Source organism: Azospirillum agricola, from assembly GCF_017876095.1.
Lineage (GTDB): Bacteria > Pseudomonadota > Alphaproteobacteria > Azospirillales > Azospirillaceae > Azospirillum > Azospirillum agricola.
The window spans coordinates 175,548-200,807 of sequence record NZ_JAGINM010000005.1 but is presented as its reverse complement, the minus strand read 5'-3'; the positions used below and the strand labels follow the sequence as shown (position 1 = coordinate 200,807).

Sequence of the window (25,260 nt, the reverse complement as noted above, 5' to 3'; positions counted from 1 at the left end):
GTCGGGCGCGACGCATTCCCATGACAATCGGTCGGGTTGCCGCTTGGTTCCCGTCCGGGCGATTCCGCCGGGGTCGCCCGGATGCCCCCTACCTTGGTTCCGGTGTGCCTGAAAAACAGGCAATCGCCGGGGCCGCCGTTGGCGGCGCTTCGGCCGATGGGCTAGGGTGGGGGACCTTGGCTGTCGACGCCGACCGAAGGCCCCTCTCCCTCAAGGAGAGGGGCTTGAACGGGCGTCCGCCGGGGCTCGGGACGGGCGGAATCGCGGAAGGTCGGTTGCCGTGCAGAGTTGGCTGGTGCTGGCCGTGTCGGCGGCCTATCTGGGCGTGCTGTTCGCCATCGCGTGGTGGGGCGACCGCCAGACCGACCCGCGCGCCGGGGGCGGGGCGGGCGGCGGCCGGGCGGGCGGCGGCGCCCTGGTCTCGCTGACCTCGCGCTGGGCGGCGGTCTTCTACGCGCTGACGCTGTGCATCTACAACACGAGCTGGAGCTTCTACGGCTCGGTCGGCCGGGCGTCGGCCAGCGGCTTCGACTTCCTGCCGATCTATCTCGGGCCGACCATCCTGCTGCTGTTCGCCCGGCCGGTCTTCCTGAAGACCATCGCCATCACCAAGGCGCAGAACGTCACCTCGATCGCCGACTTCATCGGCGCCCGCTACGGCAAGAGCCAGGCGGTGGCGGCGCTGGTCACGCTGACGGCGCTGGTCGGCGTGCTGCCCTACATCGCGCTGCAATTGAAGGCGGTCGCCGCCAGCTTCGACGTGCTGACCGCCCCGGCGCTGGCGGCGGCGAAGGCGCAGCCGCCCTTCTGGGGCGACACCGCCTTCGCGGTCGCCGGGGCGATGGCGGTCTTCAGCATCCTGTTCGGCGTCCGCCACATCAACGCCAGCGAGCATCACCGCGGCCTGATGCTGGCCATCGCCTTCGAGAGCCTGGTCAAGCTGGCGGTCTTCGTCGCCGTCGCCGTCTTCATCGTCTACGGCATGTTCGACGGGTTCGGCGACCTGCTGTCGCGGCCGCAGGCGGCGCCGCTGCTCGATCCCGATTTCCTGCACCCGACCTGGTGGTCGAACACGGCGATCTCGGTCGTCGCCTTCCTCTGCCTGCCGCAGATGTTCCACGTCCTGTCGGTGGAGAACGAGAACCCGCGCCATGTCCGCGCCGCCGCCTGGATGTACCCGTCCTACCTGCTGGCGCTGAGCCTGCTGATGATCCCCATCGCGGTCGCCGGGCTGGTCACCTTCGGGGACGGGCTGGTCAACCCCGACACCTTCATGATCACCCTGCCGATCGCCGCCGGGGCGAACGGCTTCAGCCTGCTGTCCTTCATCGGCGGGCTGTCGGCGGCGACCGGCATGGTCATCGTCGCGGCGGTGTCGCTCAGCACCATGCTGTGCAACGACGTGGTGATGCCGCTGCTGCTGCGCCGGCCGCGCTTCGCCGCCCGGCTGGGCAGCGGCGAGACGGGGCGCGACATGGTCGGCACGCTGCTGCTGGTGCGCCGGCTGTCGGTGGTCGGCATCCTGCTGCTCGCCTACCTCATGCACCGGCTGGTCGACAAGGGCTACCCGCTGACCGTCATCGGGCTGCTGTCCTTCGTCGCGGTGGCGCAGTTCGGGCCGGCCTTCCTCGGGGCGCTCTACTGGCCGCGCGCCAACCGGGTGGGGGCGCTGGCCGGGATGGGCGCCGGCTTCCTCGTATGGATCCACACGCTGCTGGTGCCGGCGATGGCCCGCATCGTGCCGATCCCCGCCGGCTTCCTGGACGACGGCCCCTGGGGCATCGGCTGGCTGGCGCCGGGGGCGCTGTTCGGGATCGAGGGGCTCGACCCGATCTCCCACGCCAGCCTGTGGAGCCTGCTCGCCAACCTGATCGCCTTCGTCGCCGGCTCGCTGCTGGCGCGGCCGAGCGCGGTGGAGCGCACCCAGGCCGCCGCCTACATCGAGACCCGCTTCGCCGACGTGGAGGAGAGCCGTCCGTTCGCCCGCTCCCCGGCGCGGCTGGACGATCTGCGGGCGCTGGCCGTCCGCTTCGTTGGGGCCGAGCGCGGCAACGCCGCCTTCGACGCCTATGGCGCCGGCCGGGGCGGAAGGGCCGGGCCGGCCGATCTCGACGCCGTGCGCTTCACCGAGACGCTGATCGCCGGGGCGGTGGGCGCCGCCTCGGCCCGCGTGGTGATGGCGGCCTCGCTGCAAGGGCGCTCGCTGTCGCGCGGCGACGCCATGGCGATGCTCGACGAGGCGTCGGAGGCGCTGCTCTTCAACCGAAAGCTGTTGCAGGAGACGCTGGAGAACATCGGCCAGGGCGTCTGCGTGATCGACGCCGAGTTCCGGGTGGCCGCCTGGAACCGCCGTTACCTGGAACTGCTCGACCTGCCGGCGGACATGGTGCGGGTCGGCGTTTCCTTCGGCGACCTGATCCGCTTCAACACCGCGCGCGGCGAGTACGGCGTGCGCGACCTGCGGGATCTGCTGGTCGGCCGCGAGGCTGCGGGCCAGAGCTGGCCCTACCGCTACGAGCGCCGCCGCCCCGACGGCACGGTGCTGGAGATCGTGGTCAACCCGATGCCGGAGGGCGGCTACGTCTCGACCTACGCCGACGTGACCGAGCGCTACCGCGCCGCCGAGGCGCTGCGCGAGGCCAACGAGAGCCTGGAGCACCGCGTGCGCGAGCGCACCGACGCGCTCCAGCAGGCCAAGGCCGAGGCCGAGGCCGCCAACGCCAGCAAGACCCGCTTCCTCGCCGCCGCCAGCCACGATCTGCTGCAACCGCTGAACGCGGCGCGGCTGTTCGTCTCGGCGCTGGAGGAGAGCGTGCGGGAAGCCGCGCCGGGGCCGGACCAGCGCGCGGCGGAAGGGGCGATGGTCGACAACGCCGCCGCCGCGCTGCGCTCGACCGAGATGCTGCTGGGCGGGCTGCTCGACATCTCCTCGCTGGACGCCGGCAACGTGCGGGCCAAGATCCGGACCTTCGCCATCGGCGAGCTGCTGAGCGGGCTCGGCGTCGAGTTCTCGGCGTTGGCGCAGGAGCGCGGGCTGACGCTGCGGGTGGTCGGCTGCGGTGCCGTGGTGCGCTCGGATCCGCAGCTCCTGCGCCGGGTGTTGCAGAATTTCCTGGCCAACGCCATCCGCTACACGCCGAAGGGGCGGGTGCTGCTGGGCTGCCGGCGGCGCGGCGGGGCCTTGCGCATCGAGGTGTGGGACACCGGCCCCGGCATTCCCGAGAACAAGCGCGGTGAGGTGTTCGAGGAGTTCCGCCGGCTGGGCGGCGACGGCGCCGGAAGCGTCGCCGATCACCGGCTGGGGCCGGGCGGCCTGGGGCTCGGGCTGGCCATCGTCGACCGCATCGCCAAGCTGCTCGGCCATCCGGTGACGCTGCGCTCCACCCTGGGGCGCGGCACCGGCTTCGCGGTCGAGGTGCCGGTGGCCGAGCATCGCGCCGTCTCCGCCGCCCGGCCGGCGGCCGCGCCCGCCGGGCAGCTGGCCGGCGGTCTGCTGGTGCTGTGCATCGACAACGAGGAGGCGATCCTCGCCGGCCTGCGCGCCCTGCTCGGCCAGTGGGGCTGCCGGGTGGCGACCGCCTCGGGGGTGGAGGGCGCGCTGGCGGCGCTGGACGGAGCGCTGCCCGATGTGGTCTGTGTCGATTATCACGTCGGCGGCGGGCTGACCGGCCTGATGGTGCTGGAACGGCTGCGGGAACTGTGGGACCGTCCGGTGAAGGGGCTGCTGATCACCGCCGACCGTTCCGAGATCGTGCGGGCGGAGGCCGAGCGCGCCGGTTGCGGCGTGCTCTACAAGCCCGTCAAGCCGGCCTCGCTGCGCCGCTTCCTCAATGGGGCGGCCTTGCAGACGACGGCGGTGGCGGAGCGTTAGGGAAGGGGCCGGAACCGGCGGCACAAGCCGGACGGCGCGGATAGGGGGGAGACGCGGGCCATGACCCGGACGACGATTGTCATCGGCGACGACCATCCGCTGGTCCAGGCGGCGCTGCGCGACGCGCTGGGCAAGGCGATGCCCGAGGTCGCGGTGGTCGAATGCCTCGACCTCGATTCGGTGATGGCGGCGGTGGCGGAGCGGCCGGACGACGTCGACCTCGTGCTGCTCGACCTCAACATGCCGGGGACCAACGGTTTCGCCGGGCTGTTCCTGATGCTGGCCCACCACCCGACGGTGCCGGTCGCCATCCTGTCGGCCTTGCAGGATTCCGACACCATCCGCCGGGCGCTGGCCTATGGCGCCTCGGGCTACATCCCGAAATCGCTGTCGATGGCGGCGATGGCCGACGCCATCCGCGCCATCCTCGGCGGCGCCGTCTGGGCGCCGCCGCTGGGCGGGCTGGGCAGCCCGGAGGCCGACGAGGCCGAGGCGGCCCGCCGTTTCGCCAGCCTCTCGCCCCAGCAGTTGCGCATCCTGACGATGATCGTCGACGGCAAGCTGAACAAGCAGATCGCCGGCGAGCTGAACGTCTCGGAGCAGACGGTGAAGGTCCATGTCTCCAGCATCCTGCGCAAGCTGAACGTGGTCAGCCGCACCCAGGCGGCGGTGGTCGCCGGCAAGCTGGCGGTGGAGGGGGACATCCTGCGCTGAGGCGTTTCGCGAAGGTCGCATGGGGGCGTATGGGGGCGTCCGGCCGGAGCCGCCGGGCTTCCGGAATGTTCCGTGTTCGTACTCGAAAGCTGGTCCGCCGAGCCGTAATTTGCTAAGCAGGGCCTCCTGGGCGCCGCGTGAGGCAAGCCGGGAAGGAGGGCACGCCATGACCGCATCCTGCGTCTGCCGCGACTGCGCCGCCGCCCTGCGCGGGGACGCGGCGCGCTGCCCGAAATGCGACAGCCGGCGGCTGTTCCGCCATCCGGAGCTGCACGCGCTGTCCATCGGTCACATCGACTGCGACAGCTTCTACGCCACGGTGGAGAAGCGCGACCGGCCGGAGCTGGCCAGCCGTCCGGTGATCGTCGGCGGCGAGGACCATCGCGGGGTGGTGGCCGCCTGCTGCTACGTCGCGCGCATGTCGGGGGTGCGCTCGGCGATGACGATCCGCGAGGCGCTCGACCGCTGCCCCGACGCGACGATCATCCGGCCCGACCACGCCAAATACCGGGAGGTCGGCCATCAGGCCCGCGCCATCATGGCCGCCTTCACCCCGCTGGTCGAGCCGATCAGCATCGACGAGGCCTATCTCGACCTGACCGGCGTCGAGGAGCGTCTGAGCATCAGCCCGGCCCAGGCGCTGGTGGAGATCGTCCGCCGTTTCGAGACCGACCTCCGCATCACCGCCTCCATCGGCCTCAGTTACAACAAGCTGCTGGCGAAGATCGCGTCGGATCTCGACAAGCCGCGCGGCTTCTCGGTGCTCGGCCGGAGCGAGGCGGCGGCCTTCCTGGCGCCCAGGCGCGTCACCATCCTGTGGGGGGTCGGCCCGGCGCTGGAGCGCAGGCTGTTCACCGACGGCATCACCCGCGTCGGCGACCTCCAGGACAAGGACGAGCATTGGCTGGTCAAGCGCTACGGCGCCATGGGCCGCGTGCTGTTCAACTTCGCGCGCGGCGAGGACCAGCGCCGGGTCCAGCCGGAATCGGTCAGCAAGAGCATCTCGTCGGAGGAAACCTTCGACTGGGACATGACCACCCTGCCGGCCCTGACCGAGGAACTGCGCCCGCTGGCCGCCAAGGTGGCGCGGCGGATGGAGCGCGAGGGGCTGCTCGGCCGCAGCGTGGTGCTGAAGCTGAAGACCAAGGATTTCCAGCAGCTCACCCGCTCCCGCCGGGTCGAGCCGACGCGTTCGGCCGACGCCATCCTCGCCGCCGGGCTGGCCCTGCTGGAGCGCGAGGTGGACGGCCGCGCCTTCCGCCTGATCGGCATCGGCTGCACCGACCTGACCGACCCCGAAAGCGCGCCCGATCCGGAGCTGGACCTGTTCGGGCGGTGAGGGCGACGGAACAGGAGGCCGCTCCCGCCGTTGAGAAGGGCACACTGACACGCACCCTTTCCATGGAGTCGCCATGAGCGCCCAATCCACCATCCGCCACGCCTACGACAGCGCCTTCCAGGGCGGCCAGAATCTCGGGCTCGGCGAGCGGGTCCTCTCGACCGGCCTCGGCCTCGCCGTCGCGGCCGGCGGCCTGCGCAAGGGGGCCAGCGTGCCGGGAGCGATCATGGGGCTGGTCGGCGCCGCCCTGGTCGCGCGCGGCATGAGCGGCCACTGCCCGATCAAGGAGCGGCTGGAGGGCGGCGGGTCGCACGAGCGGCTCGGCTGGGACGAGGGGACGTCGCACGACCGGGCCGAGGCGCCTCCGGTTCCGGAGATGACCCGCAGCTATTGAGGGGGCGCGAGGGAACGGCCGCCCATCGACCCTCCGTCATGCCCGTGCCGACCACGGGCATGACGTGTCGGATGAGCCGCCGGCCTCACAGCTCCACCCAGGCCGCGTCATGCCGGCTGGATTCCACGGCGGCGTGGATGAAGCGCACGCCCCGCACGCCGTCCTCGACGCCCGGCAGGTCCGCCGCTTCGTCGGGCGGCGGGCGCCCCTCCAGATGGGCGGTGATCAGGTCGGCGGCGTCGCGGTAGATCTGCGCGAAGCCCTCCAGATAGCCCTCCGGATGGCCGGCCGGGATGCGCGACGCGCGGGTCGCGGCGGGCAGGGCGCCCGGCCCGTTGCGCAGGATGGTCCGCGCCGGTTCGCCCAGGGGCGAGAAGCGCAGCTCCTCCGGGCGCTCCTGCCGCCATTCCAGCCCGCCCGCCTCGCCGTAAATCCGCAGTTTCAGGTTGTTGCCGTTGCCCGGACAGACCTGGCTGGCCCACAGCATCCCGCGCGCGCCCGACCCGTAGCGCATCAGGATGTGGGCGTTGTCGTCCAGGCTGCGGCCGGGCACGAAGGAGGACAGGTCGGCGGCCAGCGACCGGCAGGCCAGCCCCGACACATATTCCGCGAGCTGGAAGGCGTGGGTGCCGATGTCGCCGATGCAGCCGCCGGCGCCGCTGAGCGCCGGGTCGGTGCGCCACGCCGCCTGTTTCTGGCCGGTCGCCTCGAGCGGGGTCGCCAGCCAGTCCTGCGCGTACTCGACCTGCACCACCCGCAGCGGCCCCAGCGCGCCGGCCGCGACCATGGCGCGGGCCTGCCGGATCATCGGGTAGCCGCTGTAATTGTGGGTGAGGACGAAGGCCAGCCCGCGGTCGCGGACCAGCGCCGCCAGCTCCTCCGCCTGTTCGACCGTGTGGACCAGCGGCTTGTCGCAGATCACATGGATGCCGGCCTCCAGGAACGCCTTGGCCGCCGGGTGGTGCAGATGGTTGGGGGTGACGATCGCCACCACGTCGATGCCGTCGTCCCGCGCCGCCTCGGCCGCCGCCATGGCGGTGAAGTCGGCGTAGCGGCGGTCCGGCGCCAGGAACAGCTCGGCGCCGCTCGCCCAGGCGCGGTCCGGGTCGGAGGACAGGGCGCCGGCCACCAGTTCGTAGCGGTCGTCGAGGCGCGCGGCGATGCGGTGCACGCCGCCGATGAACGCCCCTTGCCCGCCGCCGACCATGCCCAGCCGCAGGCGCCGCCCGAGGGGCGTTGATGTGGAGGACGGCGGGGATGCACCGTTCTTGCCCATGATGTCTCGTCTCCTCACCCCAGCCCGAGGATGCGGCGGTTCGCGGCGAGGTCGGTTCCGGCCTCGGCGAAATCGTCGAAGGCGCGGTCGGTGACCCGGATGATGTGGTCGTTGATGAAGCGGGCGCCCTCGGCGGCGCCCTGCTCGGGATGCTTCAGGCAGCATTCCCATTCCAGCACCGCCCAGCCGTCGAACCCGTACTGGGTGAGCTTGGAGAAGATGCCGCCGAAATCGACCTGCCCGTCGCCCAGCGAGCGGAAGCGCCCGGCGCGCTCCGGCCAGGAGGCGTAGCCGGAATAGACCCCCTGGTAGGGGCTCGGGTTGAACTCCGCGTCCTTCACATGGACCATGCGGATGCGGTCGTGGAAGACATCGATGTAGGAGAGGTAGTCGAGCTGCTGCAACACGAAGTGGCTGGGGTCGTAGAGGATGTTGCAGCGCTCGTGGCCGCCGACGCGGTCGAGAAACATCGCGAAGGTCGTGCCGTCGAACAGGTCCTCGCCGGGGTGGACCTCGTAGCAGAGGTCGCAGCCGGCCTCGTCGAAGGCGTCGAGGATCGGCCGCCAGCGCCGCGCCAGCTCGTCGAAGGCGGTCTCGATCAGGCCGGGCGGGCGCTGCGGCCAGGGATAGAGGAAGGGCCAGGCGAGGGAGCCGGAGAAGGTCGCGTGCGCGGTCAGGCCCAGATTGGCCGATGCCTTGGCACCCAGCATGAGCTGTTCCACCGCCCAGGCCTGGCGGGCCTCCGGACGGCCGCGCAGTTCCGGCGGCGCGAAGCCGTCGAACATGGCGTCGTAGGCCGGATGCACGGCGACGAGCTGCCCCTGGAGATGGGTCGACAGCTCGGTCAGCGCGACGCCCGCGTCGGCCAGGACGCCCTTCACCTCGTCGCAATAGGCGGCGCTGGTGGCGGCCTTTTCCAGATCGAACAGGCGGCGGTCCCAGGAGGGTATCTGCACGCCCTTGAAGCCCAGACCGGCGGCCCAGCGGGCGATCCCCTCCAGGGAATTGAACGGCGCCGCGTCGCCGGCGAACTGCGCCAGGAAAATGGCGGGTCCCTTGATCGTCTTCATGGACGTCCTTTCCATCCGATGCGTTCGCATCGAACCGCCCGGTCCGGGACACCGCCGTGCCGGCGACGCCCGGAGACTGGACGGTCCGCTCTCAGTAGGGCGAGTCCGGGAAGTAGAAGTCCTTGGCGTTGTCCTTGGTGATCAGCGACGAGGGGATGATGTGGGTGGCCGGCAGCGCCGCGCCCTTCAGCCGGGCCTCCGCCGTCATCTTGATGGCGTCGTAGATGAATTTCGGCGAGTAGGACACGTCGGCCTGGATCAGCGGGTTGGAGCCGTCGAGGATGGTCTTCACCATGGTCTTGGACCCGGCGCCGCCGAAGACCTCCTTGATGTCGGTCCGCTTGGCCTGCTCGATCGCCTTGAGCACGCCGAAGGCCATGTCGTCGTCGGCCGCCCAGACGACGTCGATCTCCTTGAAGCGGGTCAGGTAGTCCTGCGTCACCTTGAAGGCGTCGTCGCGGTTCCAGTTGGCGTATTTGGCGTCGAGGATCTTGATGTCCGGGTGCTTCTTCATCACCTCGGTGAAGGCGTTCCAGCGCTCGTTGTCGATGGTGGTGGCGATGCCGCGCAGGGCCACGATGTTGGCCTTGCCGTTGTACTTCTTGGCGATGTATTCCGCCGGGATGCGGCCGAAGGCGGTGTTGTCGCCGGCGATGTAGGCGTCCTGCGCGCTGGTGTCGGTCAGGCCGCGGTCGACGACGGTGACGTAGACGCCCTTCTTCTTGGCCTGGGCCACCGGCTGGGTCAGGGCGGCGGACTCGAAGGGGAAGATCACGAGGCTGTCGATCTTGGTGACGGTCACCAGATCCTGGAGCTGGTTGGCCTGCTCCGGGGCGCCGCCGGCCGTCTTGATGGTGATCTTCAGGTTCGGGTGGGCCTTCTCCAGCTCCTTCTTGGCCTCGTTGGCCCACCAGACGATGCCGCCGGTGAAGCCGTGGGTGGCCGCCGGGATGCAGACGCCGAGCTTCACCGTCTCCGCCGCCAGGGCGAACCCGCCGGTCCCGGCCAATGCCAGCAGGGCGGCACCGGCACCGAGGACAGAGCGCCGGGCGACAGTCGCAACCTTCGTCATGACGTTTTCTCCACCGTTGTTTTCTGGTTGGTCCACAGAGTGACTCAAGGACGCCGCCGTTGCAGGAAGGCGACGGCGATGATCACGCAGCCCTGCACCGCCGCGTTCAGGTAGACGCTGATGATGCTGGTCAGGTTCAGGATGTTGCTGATGACCGACAGCAGGATGGCGCCGATCACCGTGCCGGCGACGCGCCCCTCGCCGCCCTTGAAGGAGGTGCCGCCGACGATCACCGCCGCGATCGCCTCCAGCTCCCACAGCAGGCCGGTGGTCGGCGAGGCGGAGCCCAGGCGCGGCACGTAGAGCACCGTCGCGATGCCGACGCAGGCGCCGAGCAGCGCGTAGGTCAGCAGCTTCACCCGGTCGACGTCGACCGCCGCGTAGCGCGCCACCAGCTCGTTCGACCCGATGGCCTGGACGTAGCGGCCGAAGGGCGTGTGGTTCAGCAGCACCGCGCCGGCCACCGCCACCAGGACGAAGATCCAGACCGGGGTCTGGATGCCGAGCAGGCTGCCGTAATAGACTGGGCTGTAGACATCGGCGAGGTCGCCGTCGAGCGTGATGGCGCCGCCGTCGGACAGCCAGGTCAGCACCGCGCGGAAGATGCCCAGCGTGCCGAGCGTCACGATGAAGGGCTCGATCCGCCCCCGCGTGATCAGGAAGCCGTGCGCCAGCCCGAAGGCGCCGCCGAGCGCCACGGCGGCCAGCATGCCGACCACGACCACCAGCACCGGCGAGCCGAGCGACCCGGCCAGCGCGTTCATCAGCAGGATCATCACGCCGGCGATCAGCGCCGCCATCGAGCCGACCGACAGGTCGATGCCGCCGGAGATGATGACGAATCCCATGCCGATCGCGATGATCCCGATGAAGGCCGTGCGCGTCAGCACGTTCATCCAGTTGTCCCAGGTCGCGAAATCCGGGTTCAGCAGGGTGCCGACGACCAGCAGCAGCCCCAGCCCGATCAGCGGGCCGTAGCGGTGCGGGTCGAAGCGCCGGGACGGCGCCTTCGGCTTGCCGGCCCTGTCCACACCGGGAGGCGTGTCAGTGGCGCCCGTCTCAGTGGCGGGTGTGGGTGCCGATGGCATGGGCAATCAACTCCTCTTCGGTCAGCCGCTCGGCGGGCAGGGTCGCCGTCACCCGGCGGCCCCGCATCACGATCACCCGGTGGCACAGCCCGATCAGCTCGATGAGTTCCGACGAGACGACGATCACGCCCCGCCCCTCGGCGGCCAGCCGCTCGACCAGGAAATAGATGTCGCGCTTGGCCCCGACGTCGACGCCGCGCGTCGGCTCGTCGAGCACGAACACGCGCGGGTCGGGCTCCAGATACTTGGCGATCGCCAGCTTCTGCTGGTTGCCGCCGGACAGGGAGGAGGCGCGGCCCTCCGGGTCGCCACGGACGCCGAAGGCGGCGACGGCGCGTCCCAGCGCCCCGTCCTCCGAACGGCCGGACAGCAGGGGGTGCGCGTGGCGGTCGAGCGTCATCAGGGTGAGGTTGTCGCGCAGCGACCGGTTCACATGCAGGCCCTTGCCCTTGCGGTCCTCGCTCAGGTAGGTGAGGCCGTGGCGCATCGCCTCGCGCGGGCCGCGCAGCCGAACCTCGCGCCCGTCCAGCGTGACGCGGCCGGCGCTGTGCGGGCGCAGGCCCAGGATGCCCTCGAACAGCTCGGTGCGGCCGGCGCCGACCAGCCCGGCGAAACCCAGGATCTCGCCGGGCCACAGGTCGAAATCCACCGCCTCCGCCCAGCCCGGCACCGTGAAGCCGCGCACCGACATCAGCGGCGTGCCCGAGGTCGGCGCCACCCGCTTGGCCGGGAACAGGTCGGTCAGCTCGCGGCCGACCATCAGCGTCGCCATGCGGTGGCGCGAGGTCTCGGCGGTGGGCGCGCGGGCGACGAAGCGGCCGTCGCGCATCACCACCACCTCGTCGGTGATCCGCTCGACCTCGTCCAGCTTGTGCGAGATGTAGACGATGGTCACGCCGGCGCGCTTCAGCCGCCCGATCAGGGCGAACAGGCGCTCGCACTCGGCCGGGGTCAGGCTGGCGGTCGGCTCGTCCATGATCAGCAGGCGGGCGTTGCGGACCTGCGCCTTGGCGATCTCGACGAGCTGCTTCTCGGCGACGATCAGGTCGCGCACCTTGAGGTCCGGGTCGCCCTCGAAGCCGACCTGCCGCAGGGCCTCCTCCGCCTTCCGGCGCATCGCCCGGTCGTCGAGCAGCCAGCCGCGCCGGATCTCGTGGCCGAGGAACATGTTCTGGGCGATGGTCAGGTCGTCGGCGAGGCTGAGTTCCTGGTGGATCAGCACGATTCCCTGCTGCTCCGCCTCGCGCGACGAGGCGAAGCGCCGGGCCTCCCCGTCGATGTGCAGGGTGCCGGCGGTGGGGGCGTGGTAGCCGGCGAGGATCTTCATCAGGGTCGATTTGCCGGCCCCGTTCTCGCCCAGCAGGCCGTAGACGCGGCCGGGCTGAAGCTCGACGCTGACGCCGTGCAGGACGCGGACGGCGCCGAATTCCTTGGTGATGCCCTCGAAGGCGACGTGCAGGCTCATGGCGCCGCCTTTCGCGGCGACCGGGCGGCCATCGGACGAACGAGATCGGCCATGACGTTTCTCCCGATGCGGAGCGTGTCGTCCGGGAGCCGGGGCGCCCGTTGCCGCTTCCTTCAGTCCGTCCATCATACAAAGGCGAGTTTGGACAGACAATGGTCATCTTCGACCATAATATGTTCCAAGATGGTCCGGTTCGGGTGGAAAGTCTGTTTCCTTGGAATCCGATCTGTGCTCCGATCGGGTCTTGCCGGGGATGGTTCGGCGGGACGGAAACCGGGGCAAGGCGGGGAGGGGGAGGGTGCGGTCCGTGGTGAATTGGCAGCATTTGTCGGCCGGCGAGCGCGCCCTGCTGGAGCGCCTGTTCTGGTCGGCGGGCCTGTCGCGCGGCGAGCTGGCCAGCTCGGCCGCCTTCTCCAAGAGCAAGGCGAACCTGGTCATCGCCAGCCTGATCGGGCGCGGCCTGATCGAGGAGGGCGGCAACCTGCCGTCCTCCGGCGGGCGCCGGCCGGAGATGCTGCACCTGAGCCACCGGATGGGCGTGCTAGCGGGGATCGACGTCGGGGCGACCAGCCTCGACGTCGCGCTGCTCGCCCCGGACATGACCCTGCTCGACCACCGGTCGGAGCCGGCCGACGTCCAGGCCGGTCCGGCCGCGCTGTTCGCCCGCGCGCGCGCGCTGCTGGGGGAGGCGCTGGAGCGGCACGGACTGACCCGCGACCGGGTGCTGGGGATCGGCGTCGGCGTGCCCGGCCCGGTGGCCTTCGACAGCGGCCTGCTGGTCAACCCGCCGCTGCTGCCGGGGTGGGAGGGCTTCTCGATCCGCGACGAGCTGGGCGCGGAGTACGGCGCGCCGGTCTTCGTCGACAACGACGTCAACGTGATGGCGCTCGGCACCCATTGGCGCCTGCGCGGCCAGTTGCAGAATTTCCTGGTGCTCAAGATCGGCACCGGCATCGGCTGCGGCGTGATCTGCCACGGCACCGTCTATCGCGGGGCCGACGGCTCGGCCGGCGACGTCGGGCACATCTGCGTCGATCCCAACGGCCCGCTCTGCCATTGCGGCAACGCCGGCTGCGTCGAGGCGATGGCCGCCGGCCCGGCGATCGCCCGCATGGCCGAGGAGGCGGCGCGCGCCGGCGAGAGCCCGCGCCTGAGGGAGATCCTCGACCTCAACGGCTTCATCAGCCCGGTGGAGCTGGGGAACGCCAGCCGGGCCGGCGACGCGGCGGCGGCGGCGATCGTCCAGCGGGCCGGGGTGCAGATCGGCCGGATGCTGGCCGCCGTGGTCAATTTCTTCAACCCGTCGCACGTCTTCATCGGCGGCGGCATCGCCCAGATCGGGCCGCTGCTGCTCGCCTCGATCCGGCAGAGCGTCTACCAGCGCTCGCTGGCCCTGTCGACGCGCCACCTCGACATCCAGTATGTGCCGCAGGTGGAAAGCGCCGGGGTGATCGGGGCCGGCGTGCTGGCCTTGCAGGAAACCATCCTGGCGGGCGGACGCTGAATTTGCCCTCTCCCAGGGCGGGAGAGGGAGCCGGCGATCGCTCTGCCTACGGGGCTCTGCCTACGGGGGTGAAGGACACGCCCCCCGTTCTGCCCGCAGCCGCCGCAGCGCGTCGGCGACTCGCCGGCCGACGCTTGCCCAGTCGCCGACCCGCGTCTGGCGGAACAGGCGGGCGGTCGGGTACCAGGGGCTGTCCTCGCGGTCGAGCAGCCAGCGCCAGTCCGGCGAGAAGGGCAGCACCACCCACAGCGGCACCCCCAGCGCTCCCGCCAGATGCGCCGGCGCGGTGCAGGAGGAGATCACGAGGTCGAGGTTGGCCATGATCGCCGCCGTGTCGGTGAAATCCGTCAGCTCCGGGCCGAGGTCGGTGAAGCCCGGCGGCAGGTCGGCGCCCTCCAGGTCGGCGCGTCCGGGGCCGGCCTGGAGGCCGAAGACGCGCACGCCCGGCACGTCCAGCACGGCGCGCATCCCCTCCAGGCGCGGCGAGCGCAGACGGTCGCCGGGAAAGCGCGGGTTGCCGGCCCAGACCAGCCCGACCTTCAGCGCCTCCCCATCGCCGATCCGGTCCCGCCAGCGCCGGACCAGCGCCGGGTCCGGCCGCAGATAGGGGGCGGCCGGCACCGAATCCGGCTCCGTCGCGAAGGCGCGCGGCAGGCTCATCAGCGGGCATTCCAGGTCGAAGTCGGGCAGCGGCTCGCCGCGGCCGAAGACCCGCTCCACCCCCGGCAGGCCGGACAGCAGCCGGACCAGTTGCGGCTGCACCTCCAGCAGCACGCGGGCGCCGCGCGCGGCGGCGAGCGGCGCGTAGCGGACGAATTGCAGCGTGTCGCCGAAGCCCTGCTCGGCGTAGAGCAGCAGCGTGCGGCCGGCGACGTCCTCGCCGCCCCAGGTCGGCTGCGGAAAGGACCGCCAGGGCAGCTCGGTCCGCGTGTCGGCCCGGCGATGCTCGACCTCCGGCCAGGCGCCGGCGTAGTCGCCGATCAGCAGCCGGGCGAAACCGCGATTCCAGCGCAGGCCGGAATCGTCCGGCCGGGACTCCAGCGCCCGGTCGAAATCGGCCAGCGCCTCGGCCGGGCGCGCCATGGCCATCTTCGCGATGCCGCGCGTCACCCACAGCAGCGGCGACGGGCGCAGCGCCTCGGCGCGGTCGAAGCCGGCCAGGGACTCGTCGAAGCGGCCGAGCTTGGCGAGCAGCGCCGCCCAGTTCTCCCACGCCTCGCCGTAGCGGGGATCCAGGGCCAGCGCGGTGCGGTAGGCGGGGGCCGCCTCCTCCCAGCGGTCGGCCATGGTCAGCGCCGAGCCGAGCGTCATCCAGGCGGCGGTCAGATCGGGCCGCATCCGCAGCGCCCGGCGCGCCGCGGCCTCGGCGGCGTCGGGTTGGTGGCAGGCGAGCAGGGCGTCGGCGGCGTTCGCCAGCGCTTCGCCGTGCGCCGGCTCCAGGGCCAGGGCGCGGATGGCGGAATCCCGCGCCATGTCCGCCCGGCTGAGCGCGCGCAGCGCGCTGGCCCGCCCGGCGTGGGCGTCGGCCAGCGTCGGGGCGAGCCGGAGCGTGCGCCGGTAGGAGGCCTCGGCGGCGGCCGATTCCCCCAGCGTCTGGAGGACGCCGGCAAGGTTGGAGTGGGTTCCGGCCCCGTCCGGCCGCAGGGCCGCCGCCCGATGGAGCATCGCCCGTCCGGTGGCCGCCCGCCCGCTCTGGGCGTGCAGCACGCCAAGGAACTGCCACGCGTCCGGCTGCCCGGAATCCGCCTCCAGCACGCGGCGGTAGATCGTCGCGGCATCGTTCAGGCGCCCCGCCCGGTGATGGTCGAGGGCGATCAGGAGGGCCTCGTGGATCGTTGCCATGCGGGACGTCCGGATGCTGGGCACGGGAGCGGGGCGGTGGTGGGCGCTCCTTGAAGCCCTTCTCCCCTTGCGGGAGAAGGGCTTGCGGGAGCGCCCGCGCCGTTGCTCAAGTCATAGAGGGATTGCCCGGCGCAGGGAACCGGCAATCCGTCCGCCGCCGGCCCCGGCGCTAGCCCCGGCTCTACCCCCGGCTCTACCCGATGCCGCGCCCGGCCCGCACGGCCCGCAGGGCGGCGGCGAGGCCGTTGCTGTCGTAGGGCTTGCGCAGCAGGCGGGTGGTTCCCCGCCCGTCGTCCATCTTGGGCGGGTCGTCCTGGCCGGTGGCGAAGATGATGCCGATCCGCGGGCGGAGCGCGCGGACCCGGGCCGCGAACTCGGCCCCCGACAGGCCGGGCAGGCCGAGGTCGGTGACCAGCACCTCGACCGCCATGTCCTCCAGCGCCGCCATCGCCTCCTCGGCGCTGGCCGCCTCGACCACGCTGTGGCCGAGATCCTGGAGCATGTCGGCCGTGGCCATGCGGATCAGGGCGTCGTCCTCGACCAGCAGGACGGACAGGCCGGCGTCGTCCGCCTCGCCCTTTCCGGCGGTGGCGGCCTCGGGCGCCGCCGGGGCGGGGTCCTGGAGGCGCTGGGCGCGGTTGGCCAGCACATGGCGCAGCTTGCGGGCCAGCGCCTCGCGGCTGTAGGGCTTGGAGAGCAGCTCGACCCCGGCGTCGAGCCGGCCGCCATGGACGATGGCGTTCTCGGTGTAGCCCGAGGTGAACAGCACGGCGATGCCGGGCTGCCGTTCCCGTGCCTTGCGGGCCAGCTCGGGGCTGCGCAGCGGCCCCGGCATCACCACGTCGGTGAACAGCAGGTCGATCGGGACGCCGCTCTCGATCACGGTCAGGGCGCTGGCCGCGTCCCGCGCGGTCAGCACGCGGTAGCCGAGGTCGCCCAGCGTCTCGACCACGGTGGCGCGCACCCCCTCGTCGTCCTCGGCGACCAGGATCGTCTCGCTGCCGCCGGTGATCGGGCCGGAGGCGACGGGGATCATCACGTCCTCGCCCTGGTGGACGCGCGGGAAATAGAGCTTCACCGTCGTGCCCTGGCCGGGCTCGCTGTAGAGCTTCACATGACCGCCGGACTGCTTGACGAAGCCGTACACCATCGACAGGCCGAGCCCGGTGCCCTTGCCCTCCGGCTTGGTCGAGAAGAAGGGCTCGAAGACCTGGGCCATGACCTCCGGCGTCATGCCGCTGCCGGTGTCGGTGACGGCCAGCATGACGTACTGGCCGGGCCGGACGTCGGCGTGGCCGAGGGTGTAGGCGTCGTCGAGGAAGGCGTTGCCGACCTCCACGGTCAGCCGCCCGTGCCCGTCCATGGCGTCGCGGGCGTTGATGGCGAGGTTCAGCAGGGCGTTCTCGACCTGGGCGGGATCGACCAGCGTGTTCCACAGGCCGCCGGCGATCACCACCTCGACCTCGATGGCCTCGCCGATGGTGCGGCGCATCAGGTCGCCCATGCCGGTGACGAAGCGGCCGATGTTGACGACCTTCGGCTCCAGCGCCTGCCGCCGGCCGAAGGCGAGGAGCTGGCTCGCCAGCTTGGCCCCGCGCTCGACCCCGGCCAGGGCGTTGGCGACGCGCCGCCGCGCCTGCTCGTCCCCCGCGACGTCGCGCAGCAGAAGATGCAGGTTGCCGGCGATGATCTGGAGCAGGTTGTTGAAGTCGTGCGCCACGCCGCCGGTGAGCTGGCCGATGGACTCCATCTTCTGGGCCTGCTGGAGCGCCGCCTCCGTCCGCCGCAGCGTCTCCGCCGCCTCCCGTTCGGCGGTGACGTCGCGGCCGACGGCGTGGATGAAGCGGTGGTCGGGAACCGCCGTCCAGGACAGCAGGCAATGGCTGCCGTCCTTGCGCCGGTAGCGGTTCTCGAACCGGAAGGTCGTCACCCCCCGGCCGAGCTTGGCGACCTCGGCCAGCGTCGCCGCGCGGTCGTCGGGGTGCACCAGATCCAGGAAGGAGCGGCCGAGAAGCTCGGCCTCCGTCCAGCCCAGCACCAGGGTCCAGGCCGGGTTGACCGCCGAGATCGTCGCGTCGAGGCCGGCCACCAGCATGATGTCGGTCGACAGCCGCCACATGCGGTCGCGGTCGGCCGTCCGCTCGGCCACCTGCCGTTCCAGGCTGGCGTTCAGGTCGCGGAGCGCCGCCTCGGCGTGGGCGCGGTAGCGGTTCTCCTCCTGCACCGACTGGAGCAGCCGGGCGTTGTCGATGGCGACCGCCGCCTGGGCGGCGAGGCTCGACAGGCTGTCCTCGACGGCGGCGTCGAAGCGGCCGGGCCGCGAATGGCCGAAGAACAGGCCGCCGATCACCTCGCCGTTGCGCGACTTGACCGGCACCGCCAGATAGCTGCGCACCGGCAGATGCCCCTCCGGCATGCCGGAGCGCGGCGCGTTGCGGCCGTAGCGCGGATCCGTCGTGATGTCGTCGGAACGGACGATCCCCTCGCCGGCGAAGGTCGGGGCGAAGACCGCCGTGTTGCGCGGCATCGGGAAGCCGGCGAAGGCGCCGCCGTCCACCCCCGACAGGGTGTAGAGCATGTAGCGGCCGCTCGCCTCGTCCTGGACGTTGTAGAAGAAGGCGCCGAACTCGGCGCCGCTGAGCGCCACCCCGGCGTCGGTGACGATCCGGGTCAGGCGGTCGAGGTCGCGCTCGGCCGACAGGGCGATGCCGGCCCGGTTGATGATGGCCAGCGCCGTCGTCTGCGCCTTCAGGGCGGCCAGCGCCTCCCGCTCGGCCCGTTCGGCGCGCACCTTCGCCGTGGTCTCGACCACGATGGAGATGACACCGGCGGGCGTGCCGTCCTCGCCGAGAATCGGGGAGTAGTCCAGGTTCATCCAGACCGGTTCCGGCACGCCGCTGCGGTGGAGCGTCAGCTCCTGGTCCTGGTAGGCCAGAGTCCCGCCGGCCAGCCCGACCTTCATGACGTTGTCGTTGAAGTCGGCGACCTCCGGCCAGCCCTCGCGCACCTTGGAGCCGAGAAGGCGCGGGTGCCGTCCCCCGGCGAATTCCGAATAGGCGTCGTTGTAGATCATCACGCCGTCCTCGCCCCACAGCGTGACGATCGGCACGGGCGAGCGCAGGACGACGGCGAGCGTGGTGCGCAGGCTGGGCGGCCAGCCGGCGATGGGGCCGAGCGCGGTGGACGGCCAGTCGAACCCGGCGATCAGCCGTCCCAGCTCGCCGCCGCCGTTCAGGAACGAAAGGTCCGGCGACGATTCCTGAAGCTGTTCGGTCATCGCGGCGCGCTCGTTCCTGATCGTTGGCAAGATGCGGCAGGGTGTCGCAGGTGTAGCACAGGCCTCACCATTCCAGGCAACAGCCGACGATGCCGCGCGTGACATTCCGTCCGTCCACCCGTTTTCGAGGAGCGGGGCGGCGCGTCGCCTCCGCCGAGTCCGGGGGGAGCGTTGCGGGCGATGACCAGCGGGGATGACGGCACGACCATCCGCAACCTCGTTCCCCCGCGCATGGACCGGCTGCCCTGGGCGCGCTTCCACTGGACGGTGGTCGTCGGGCTGGGGGTGAGCTGGATCCTGGACGGCATCGAGATCCAGTTGATCGCGGCCTCGGGCTTCAAGGAAAGCCTGGGCATGTCGAGCGCCGAGGTCGGCTTCGCCGGCACGGCCTATCTGGTCGGGCAGGTCGTCGGCGCCCTGGTGTTCGGCCGGCTGACCGACCGCTGGGGCCGGCGGCGGCTGTTCCTCGTCACCCTCGCCCTCTATCTGGTCGCCTCGGGGATCGCCGGTCTGGCCTGGACCCCCTGGTTCCTCTATGTCTGGCGCTTCGTCGCCGGGCTGGGGATCGGCGGGGAGTACACGGCGATCAACTCGGCCATCGACGAGCTGATTCCGGCCCGGTACCGCGGCCGGGTCGACATCGCCGTCAACGGAACCTATTGGGCCGGCGCCATGCTGGGCGCGGCGGGCAGCGTCTTCCTGCTCGACCACGCGCTGCTGCCCGCGGACGTCGGCTGGCGGATCGCCTTCTTCATCGGGCCGGTGCTGGGGCTGGTCATCATCCATCTGCGCCGCCACATCCCGGAAAGCCCGCGCTGGATGGTCACCCACGGGCAGGCGGAGGAGGCCGAGCGGATCGTCGCGCGCATCGAGGCGGAGATACGGGCGCAGGGCCGGGAACTGCCGCCGGTCGACGCCGGCCGGGCGCTGTGCCTACAGCCGGAGGGGGCGGTGCCGTTCGGCCGGCTGGCCGAGGTGTTCTTCCGGCAATACCCGTCGCGCACCGTTCTCGGCGTCACGATGATGGTGACCCAGTCCTTTCTCTACAACGCGATCTTCTTCACCTACGCGCTGGTTCTCCAGAATTTCTACCATCTCAGCGAATCGCGGGCGGCGCTGTATTTCTTTCCGTTCGCCGCCGGCAACCTGCTCGGCCCGCTGCTGCTCGGGCCGCTGTTCGACACGGTCGGCCGGCGGCGGATGATCGTCGGGACCTATCTGCTGGCCGGGGCGGTGCTGCTCGCCTCGGCCTTCCTGTTCCGGCAAGGGGCGCTGACGGCGGGCACCCACACCGTGCTGTGGTGCGCCTCCTTCTTCTTCGCGTCGGCGGGGGCGTCCTCGGCCTATCTGACGGTCAGCGAGATCTTTCCCCTGGAGGTGCGCGGGCAGGCGATCTCCTACTTCTTCGCCGTCGGCCAGTTGGTCGGCTCCACCGGGCCGCTGCTGTTCGGGTGGCTGGTGGGCGACGGGACGGAGCGCGAGCCGCTGTTCTGGGGCTACGTCGTCGGTTCGGTGGTGATGATCGCGGGCGGCCTCGTCGCGCTGGTCTGCGGGGTCGACGCCGAGCGCAAGGGGCTGGAGGAGATCGCCGAGCCTCTGGGAACGGTCGCGCGACGGGCCGGCGGCCCGGCCCCTTCCCCCACCCCAGCCCCCACCTCTTCTACGCCCGGCTGATCGAGACGCCGCCCTCGACGAGAAGCGCCGTCCCTGTCGTGAAGCTGGAGGCGTCGCTGGCCAGATACAGCGCCGAGCGCGCGATCTCGCCGGGCGAGGCCAGCCGTTTCAGGGCGTGCAGCCCCTCCACGAAGCGGCGCGCCTCCGGCGTGGCCATCGCGGCGCGGCCCATCGGGGTGTCCGTGCCGCCGGGGAGCAGGGCGTTGGCCCGGACGCCCTGGCCGCCGAACTCCGCGGCGATCACCTGGACGAGGCCGATCAGGCCGGCCTTGCTGGCCGCGTAGGCGCCCATTCCCGGAAAGCCGACGGTGTGGCCGACGAAGGTCGAGGTGACGATCAGCGAGCCCCCGCCGCGCGCGACCATCGCCGGGATCTGGTGGCGGGCGCCAAGGAAGGCGCTGGTGAGGTTGGTGTCGAGCACCTCCCGCCAGCCGTCCGGGGTGATGTCCGGGACGGGCACGGCCTCCCCCATCGTCCCGGCGTTGTTGAAGGCGATGTCAAGCCCGCCGAACCGGCGGACCGCGACGCTCACCGCCTCTTCCGCCACGGCCTCGTCGCGGACGTCGCCCGCGACGGCGGCGGCCTCGCCACCCTCCGCCTCGATCGCGGCGACGAGCCGCTCGAGCTCCGCGCGGCGGCGCGCCACGACGACGAGCCGCGCGCCCTCCCGCGCGAAGAGGCTTGCGGCCTCCCGACCGATTCCCGAACTGGCGCCGGTGACGATCGCCGTCTTTCCCGCCAATTGCCGCCCCATCGTCATTCTCCCCGTGGCTGTGACTGTCGCGCGGTGATGCACGAGGAGGGGCAACCGGCGCTTCCCGTTTCTTGCGGTCGAATCCGGATGCTGCGGCCGGCCGTTCCGCGCGGCTCAGCGGCTCAGCGGCTCGGCGGCTCAGCGGCTCGGCGGCGCAGGGAGGCCAGCCAGCCCAGCCCGTCCTCGGTCCGGCCCCTGGGGCGGTACTCGCAGCCGATGAAGCCGTCGTAGCCGGTGGCGGCCAGAACCCCGAACAGGTAGGGGTAGTTGACCTCGCCGAGGTCCGGCTCGTGGCGGTCGGGCACGCCGGCGATCTGGACATGGCCGGTGATGCCGGCGTTGGCGCGGATGCGGGTGGCGAGGTCGCCCTCGCTGATCTGGCAATGGTAGAGGTCGAGCTGAAGCTTCAGGTTGGGCGCCCCGACCCGTTCGATCATCGCACGCGCCAGGGCGGTGCTGTTCATCAGGTAGCCCGGCATGTCGCGGTTGTTGATCGGCTCGACCAGCAGGGTCAGCCCGGCCTCGGCGCAGGCCGCCGCAGCGACCCGCAGGTTGCCGGCGTAGGTGTCCAGCGCCGTGGCGCGGTCCGTTCCCGGAGCCGGGATCCCCGACATGCAGTGCAGGCGCCGGTTGCCGAGCGCCTTGGCGTAGCCGATGGCGGTCGCCACCCCGTCGCGGAACTCGGCCTCGCGGCCGGGCAGGCAGGCGATGCCGCGCTCCCCCGCCGCCCAGTCGCCGGGCGGCAGGTTGAACAGCGCCTGGGTCAGGCCATGGGCGCGCAACTCTGCCGCCAGCGCTTCGGCCGGCGCCTCGTAGGGGAACAGGACCTCCACGGCGTCGAATCCGGCGGCCGCCGCCGCGCCGAAACGGTCCAGGAAGGGGTGCTCGGTGAACATCATGGTCAGGTTGGCGGCGAATCTCATCGCGGCGGCTCCCACAGGTCCAGAAGGATGGGGCCGGCATCCCCCGAAGGCGGGGGTGTCCATCCGGCTGCGGTCCTGTCTAACCTGCGGGTTAGCGGTTGGGTAATCGTTTGCCGACCAGAGTGGAGCGTTTTTCGATGCGCCGGCCGGGGACCGTCATCTCCATGAACGTCGAGGGAGCCGCCTGATGGCCGGAATCGGATTCGCGCTGCGCCGGCTGGCCCGCCGCGACGACCTGCTGGGCGTGCTTCAGGGCTACGCCCATTCGGCCTTCATCACCTCGGGGCCGTGGATGTTCACCATCCTGGCGCTGGCCGGCATCAACTTCGTCGGCCGCGGCATGGTCGGGCCGGAGGAGCTGTCGCTGTTCCGTGTCGTGGTGATCTACAATTTCTGCTTCTCGGTGGTGCTGACCGGGCCGCTGGTGCTGGTCGCCACCCGCTACCTCGCCGACGCCATCTACGCCAAGGCGGTGGACGCCGCCCCCGGCATGCTGCTGGCGACGCTGGGACTGGCCTACGCGCTGGCCGCGCTGACCGCCGGGCCCTTCTATCTGCTGTTCAGCGACCTGCCGGCGCCGATCCTGGCCGGCGGGCTGGTGAACTTCTTCCTGGTCTGCGGCATCTGGGTGGTGTCGATCTTCCTGTCGGCGCTGAAGGACTATCTGTCGGTCACCACCGCCTTCGGGCTCGGCATGCTGGGCGGCATGGCGATGACGGCGGCGCTGGGGGCCTTTTACGGCGCCGCCGGGATGGTCTGGGGCTTCTCGCTGGGGCTGGCCGGCATCCAGTTCGGGCTGATCGCGCGGGTCTTCGCCGAATACCCCTACAAGGTCGCCCGCCTCTTCGCCTTTCTCGCCTATTTCCGAAAATACTGGGATCTGGCGCTGATCGGGCTGGTCGCCAACCTCGCCGTCTGGTCGGACAAGTGGGTGATGTGGTTCGCGCCGGAGCGCGAGGTCGTCTCCGGCGCCATGGTGATCCACACCGCCTACGACAGCGCCATGTTCGTCGCCTACCTGACGATCCTGCCGGCGCTGACCCTGTTCACGGTGAACATCGAGACGCGCTTCTTCGAGCATTACCAGGGCTTCTACCGCGACATCCAGAGCCACGCGACCTACGACCAGATCGCCCGCAACCACCGCTCCATCATCGCGGCGCTGGTCGAGAGCGGGCGCAACCTGATCATCCTGCAAGGCGCCGTCTGCGCCGTGACGATCTTCACCGCCCCGGCCATCGTCGGCGCGCTGGGTCTGCATTACCAGCAGATCGGCATGTTCCGCTTCGGCGCGCTGGGCGCCTTCTTCCAGGCGATGTTCCTGTTCTGCACGGTGATCCTCGCCTATTTCGACCTGCGCGGGCGCAACCTGGCGGTCCAGCTTCTCTATCTGGCGGCCAACGCCGGCTTCACCCTGGCCTTCAGCAGGCTGGGCTTCGCCTGGTACGGCTACGGCTATTTCCTCGGCTCGCTGCTCGCCTTCGCGGTCGGCTACCTGATGGTCGCCGACGCGGTGCGGCGCCTGCCCTATTTCGCCTTCGTCGCCAACAACCCGTCGGTGCGCTGAGGGCGGCGGCGGCGGGTCAATCCTCGGTGGACGCGGCGGAGGGCGGCTGCGGAGTCTCGTTGGTCTCGATGCGGTAGACTCCGCCCAGCCAGCGGCCGAGATCGACGTCGGCGCAGCGCTGCGAGCAGAAGGGGCGGGCCGTGGGGTCGGCGGGCCGGCCGCAGACCGGACAGGGCTTGGCGGCGGTTGTGGCTTTGGCGTTCATGGGGGACACATCTCCCGTTCGGATGGACCGGCACTCAGGGGGTGAGCAGGGCGGCCAGCGGCGAGCCCCGGCGGGCGCGGGTCAGCTCGACCAGCCCCAGCTTCGACATGCCATAGACCTGGGTCTGCACCGGGTCGCCGTCCACCGCCTCGTGCAGGGCGGCCAGCACCCGTTCGGCGTCGCCGCGCGAGCGCATGTTGACGAAATCGACGACGACGATGCCGCCGACGTTGCGCAGGCGCAACTGCCGGGCGATCTCGGCCGCCGCGTCGAGGTTGACGTCGAGCGGGTTGCCGCGCTCCCCCGCGTTCACGTCGACGACGGTCAGCGCCTCGGTCGGCTCGATCACCAGCGAACCGCCGCGCGGAAGCTCCACCCGCGTGTCAAGCAGGTCGGCGATGGCGCTGTCGAGGTCGCGCAGGTCGAACAGGCGCGGCGGCGCCTTGTGCCGCTCGATCAGCGGCAGCAGGTCGGGGGCGTGGTCGGCGCACCAGCCGGCCAGCCGCCGCGCCATCGATTCATCGTCGACCAGGATGGAGGCCGGGGCGGCTCCCTGCTCGATCAGGGCGCGGACGGGCGCGGACGGGCCGGCGTGCAGCGGCGAGGGGGCCGTGGCGCTTTCCGCCGCGTCGCGGATGCCGCGCCAGAGCAGGTGCAGGGTTTCGGATTCGGCGGCCAGGCGGTCGTCGCCGGCCACCGCCGCTCCCGCCCGGACGATCCAGCCCGACCCGGTGGCCAGCCGCTGGACGCGCAGCCCCAGCCCGGCCCGCTCCGGACCGGCGCCCAGCCGTTTGGACACCGCCACGCTGCGGCCGAAGGGGGCGTGGATCAGGAAGCGGCCGGGCAGGGTGACGTCCATCGTCAGGGACGGCCCCTTGGAGGCCGTGGCGTCGGCCTTGACCTGGACCAGCACCGGCTGGCCGGTGCGCAGCAGGGCGCCGATCCGTCCGGTCTTCTGCCGGGGGCGCCCGTCGGGGTTGTCCGCGTCGGACGGGTGGCGGACGTCGGCGGCGACCAGGAAGCCGGAGACGCCGCCGCCCAATTCGACGAAGGCGGCGTCGATACCGCTGACGATCCGCTCGACCCGGCCGAGGAAGACATGGCCGAGCAGCGAGGGCTTGTCGGCGCGGTCGATGTGCAGGTCGGTCAGCCGCCCGTCCGTCAGCACCGCCGCCCGCGTCAGCGTGCCGTCACGGTCGACGAGGACGTCGATCCGGCTCAAGCG

General features: G+C 71.5%; 18 protein-coding genes. 7 read left to right on the top strand and 11 right to left on the bottom strand.

The genetic code is table 11. The features are described from left to right. The first annotated feature begins 280 nt into the window (after positions 1-280). From J2847_RS09290 to J2847_RS09275, 4 genes are all read left to right on the top strand, one after another. Entirely contained in the window at positions 281-3,871 is a 3,591-nt protein-coding gene (locus J2847_RS09290; protein WP_209778720.1) for a PAS domain-containing hybrid sensor histidine kinase/response regulator, read from the top strand. Positions 3,872-3,931: 60 nt separating this feature from the next. Continuing rightward, entirely contained in the window at positions 3,932-4,585 is a 654-nt protein-coding gene (locus J2847_RS09285) for a response regulator transcription factor (RefSeq protein ID WP_209778719.1), read from the top strand. A 166-nt stretch (positions 4,586-4,751) separates the two neighbouring features. Next, entirely contained in the window at positions 4,752-5,924 is a 1,173-nt protein-coding gene (locus J2847_RS09280) for a DNA polymerase IV (RefSeq protein ID WP_209778718.1), read from the top strand. A 73-nt stretch (positions 5,925-5,997) separates the two neighbouring features. Beyond that, positions 5,998-6,318, top strand: a complete 321-nt coding sequence (locus tag J2847_RS09275) for a YgaP family membrane protein (protein WP_209778717.1) — start codon at positions 5,998-6,000, stop codon at positions 6,316-6,318. An 85-nt stretch (positions 6,319-6,403) separates the two neighbouring features. Here the strand turns inward: J2847_RS09275 and J2847_RS09270 are convergent, their stop codons facing one another. The 5 genes from J2847_RS09270 to J2847_RS09250 form a co-directional block, all read right to left on the bottom strand. Further along, on the bottom strand, positions 6,404-7,594 hold the full coding sequence (locus tag J2847_RS09270; protein ID WP_233474394.1) for a Gfo/Idh/MocA family protein: 1,191 nt from the start codon (positions 7,592-7,594) through the stop codon (positions 6,404-6,406). Between the two features lie 14 nt (positions 7,595-7,608). Further along, the gene (locus J2847_RS09265; protein WP_209778716.1) at positions 7,609-8,664 is read right to left on the bottom strand and encodes a sugar phosphate isomerase/epimerase family protein; all 1,056 of its coding nucleotides are present in this window, start codon (positions 8,662-8,664) and stop codon (positions 7,609-7,611) included. Positions 8,665-8,755: 91 nt separating this feature from the next. Beyond that, on the bottom strand, positions 8,756-9,736 hold the full coding sequence (locus J2847_RS09260) for a substrate-binding domain-containing protein (protein WP_209778715.1): 981 nt from the start codon (positions 9,734-9,736) through the stop codon (positions 8,756-8,758). Between the two features lie 44 nt (positions 9,737-9,780). Further along, on the bottom strand, positions 9,781-10,824 hold the full coding sequence (locus J2847_RS09255) for an ABC transporter permease (protein WP_209778714.1): 1,044 nt from the start codon (positions 10,822-10,824) through the stop codon (positions 9,781-9,783). Next, complete coding sequence (locus J2847_RS09250) at positions 10,796-12,289, bottom strand: sugar ABC transporter ATP-binding protein (RefSeq protein ID WP_209778713.1); 1,494 nt, start codon at positions 12,287-12,289, stop codon at positions 10,796-10,798. The genes J2847_RS09255 and J2847_RS09250 overlap by 29 nt, the downstream gene beginning before the upstream one ends. Before the next feature lie 307 nt (positions 12,290-12,596). On the opposite strand from J2847_RS09250, the gene J2847_RS09245 reads away from it, so the two are divergent. Continuing rightward, the gene (locus J2847_RS09245; protein ID WP_209778712.1) at positions 12,597-13,793 is read left to right on the top strand and encodes an ROK family protein; all 1,197 of its coding nucleotides are present in this window, start codon (positions 12,597-12,599) and stop codon (positions 13,791-13,793) included. A gap of 60 nt (positions 13,794-13,853) precedes the next feature. On the opposite strand, the gene J2847_RS09240 is transcribed toward J2847_RS09245, so the two are convergent. Both J2847_RS09240 and J2847_RS09235 read right to left on the bottom strand, forming a co-directional pair. Further along, positions 13,854-15,635 (bottom strand): tetratricopeptide repeat protein, encoded by a 1,782-nt coding sequence (locus tag J2847_RS09240; protein ID WP_209778711.1) that lies wholly within the window; start codon positions 15,633-15,635, stop codon positions 13,854-13,856. Positions 15,636-15,828: 193 nt separating this feature from the next. After that, the gene (locus J2847_RS09235; protein WP_209778710.1) at positions 15,829-18,912 is read right to left on the bottom strand and encodes a response regulator; all 3,084 of its coding nucleotides are present in this window, start codon (positions 18,910-18,912) and stop codon (positions 15,829-15,831) included. 180 nt (positions 18,913-19,092) lie between these two features. On the opposite strand from J2847_RS09235, the gene J2847_RS09230 reads away from it, so the two are divergent. Then, positions 19,093-20,586: an MFS transporter gene (locus J2847_RS09230; protein WP_209778709.1), complete on the top strand. Its 1,494-nt coding sequence runs from the start codon at positions 19,093-19,095 to the stop codon at positions 20,584-20,586. On the opposite strand, the gene J2847_RS09225 is transcribed toward J2847_RS09230, so the two are convergent. Both J2847_RS09225 and otnI read right to left on the bottom strand, forming a co-directional pair. After that, positions 20,573-21,340, bottom strand: a complete 768-nt coding sequence (locus J2847_RS09225; protein ID WP_209778708.1) for an SDR family oxidoreductase — start codon at positions 21,338-21,340, stop codon at positions 20,573-20,575. The genes J2847_RS09230 and J2847_RS09225 overlap by 14 nt on opposite strands. A gap of 122 nt (positions 21,341-21,462) precedes the next feature. Further along, complete coding sequence (otnI, locus tag J2847_RS09220; RefSeq protein WP_209778707.1) at positions 21,463-22,263, bottom strand: 2-oxo-tetronate isomerase; 801 nt, start codon at positions 22,261-22,263, stop codon at positions 21,463-21,465. A 187-nt stretch (positions 22,264-22,450) separates the two neighbouring features. Here otnI and pelG point away from each other — a divergent pair, with 187 nt between their 5' ends. Beyond that, positions 22,451-23,830 (top strand): exopolysaccharide Pel transporter PelG, encoded by a 1,380-nt coding sequence (pelG, locus tag J2847_RS09215; RefSeq protein ID WP_209778706.1) that lies wholly within the window; start codon positions 22,451-22,453, stop codon positions 23,828-23,830. A 16-nt stretch (positions 23,831-23,846) separates the two neighbouring features. Here the strand turns inward: pelG and J2847_RS09210 are convergent, their stop codons facing one another. Next, positions 23,847-24,035: a DNA gyrase inhibitor YacG gene (locus tag J2847_RS09210; RefSeq protein ID WP_209778705.1), complete on the bottom strand. Its 189-nt coding sequence runs from the start codon at positions 24,033-24,035 to the stop codon at positions 23,847-23,849. A gap of 34 nt (positions 24,036-24,069) precedes the next feature. After that, entirely contained in the window at positions 24,070-25,257 is a 1,188-nt protein-coding gene (locus J2847_RS09205) for a ribonuclease E/G (protein ID WP_209778704.1), read from the bottom strand. Between the last annotated feature and the right edge of the window lie 3 nt (positions 25,258-25,260).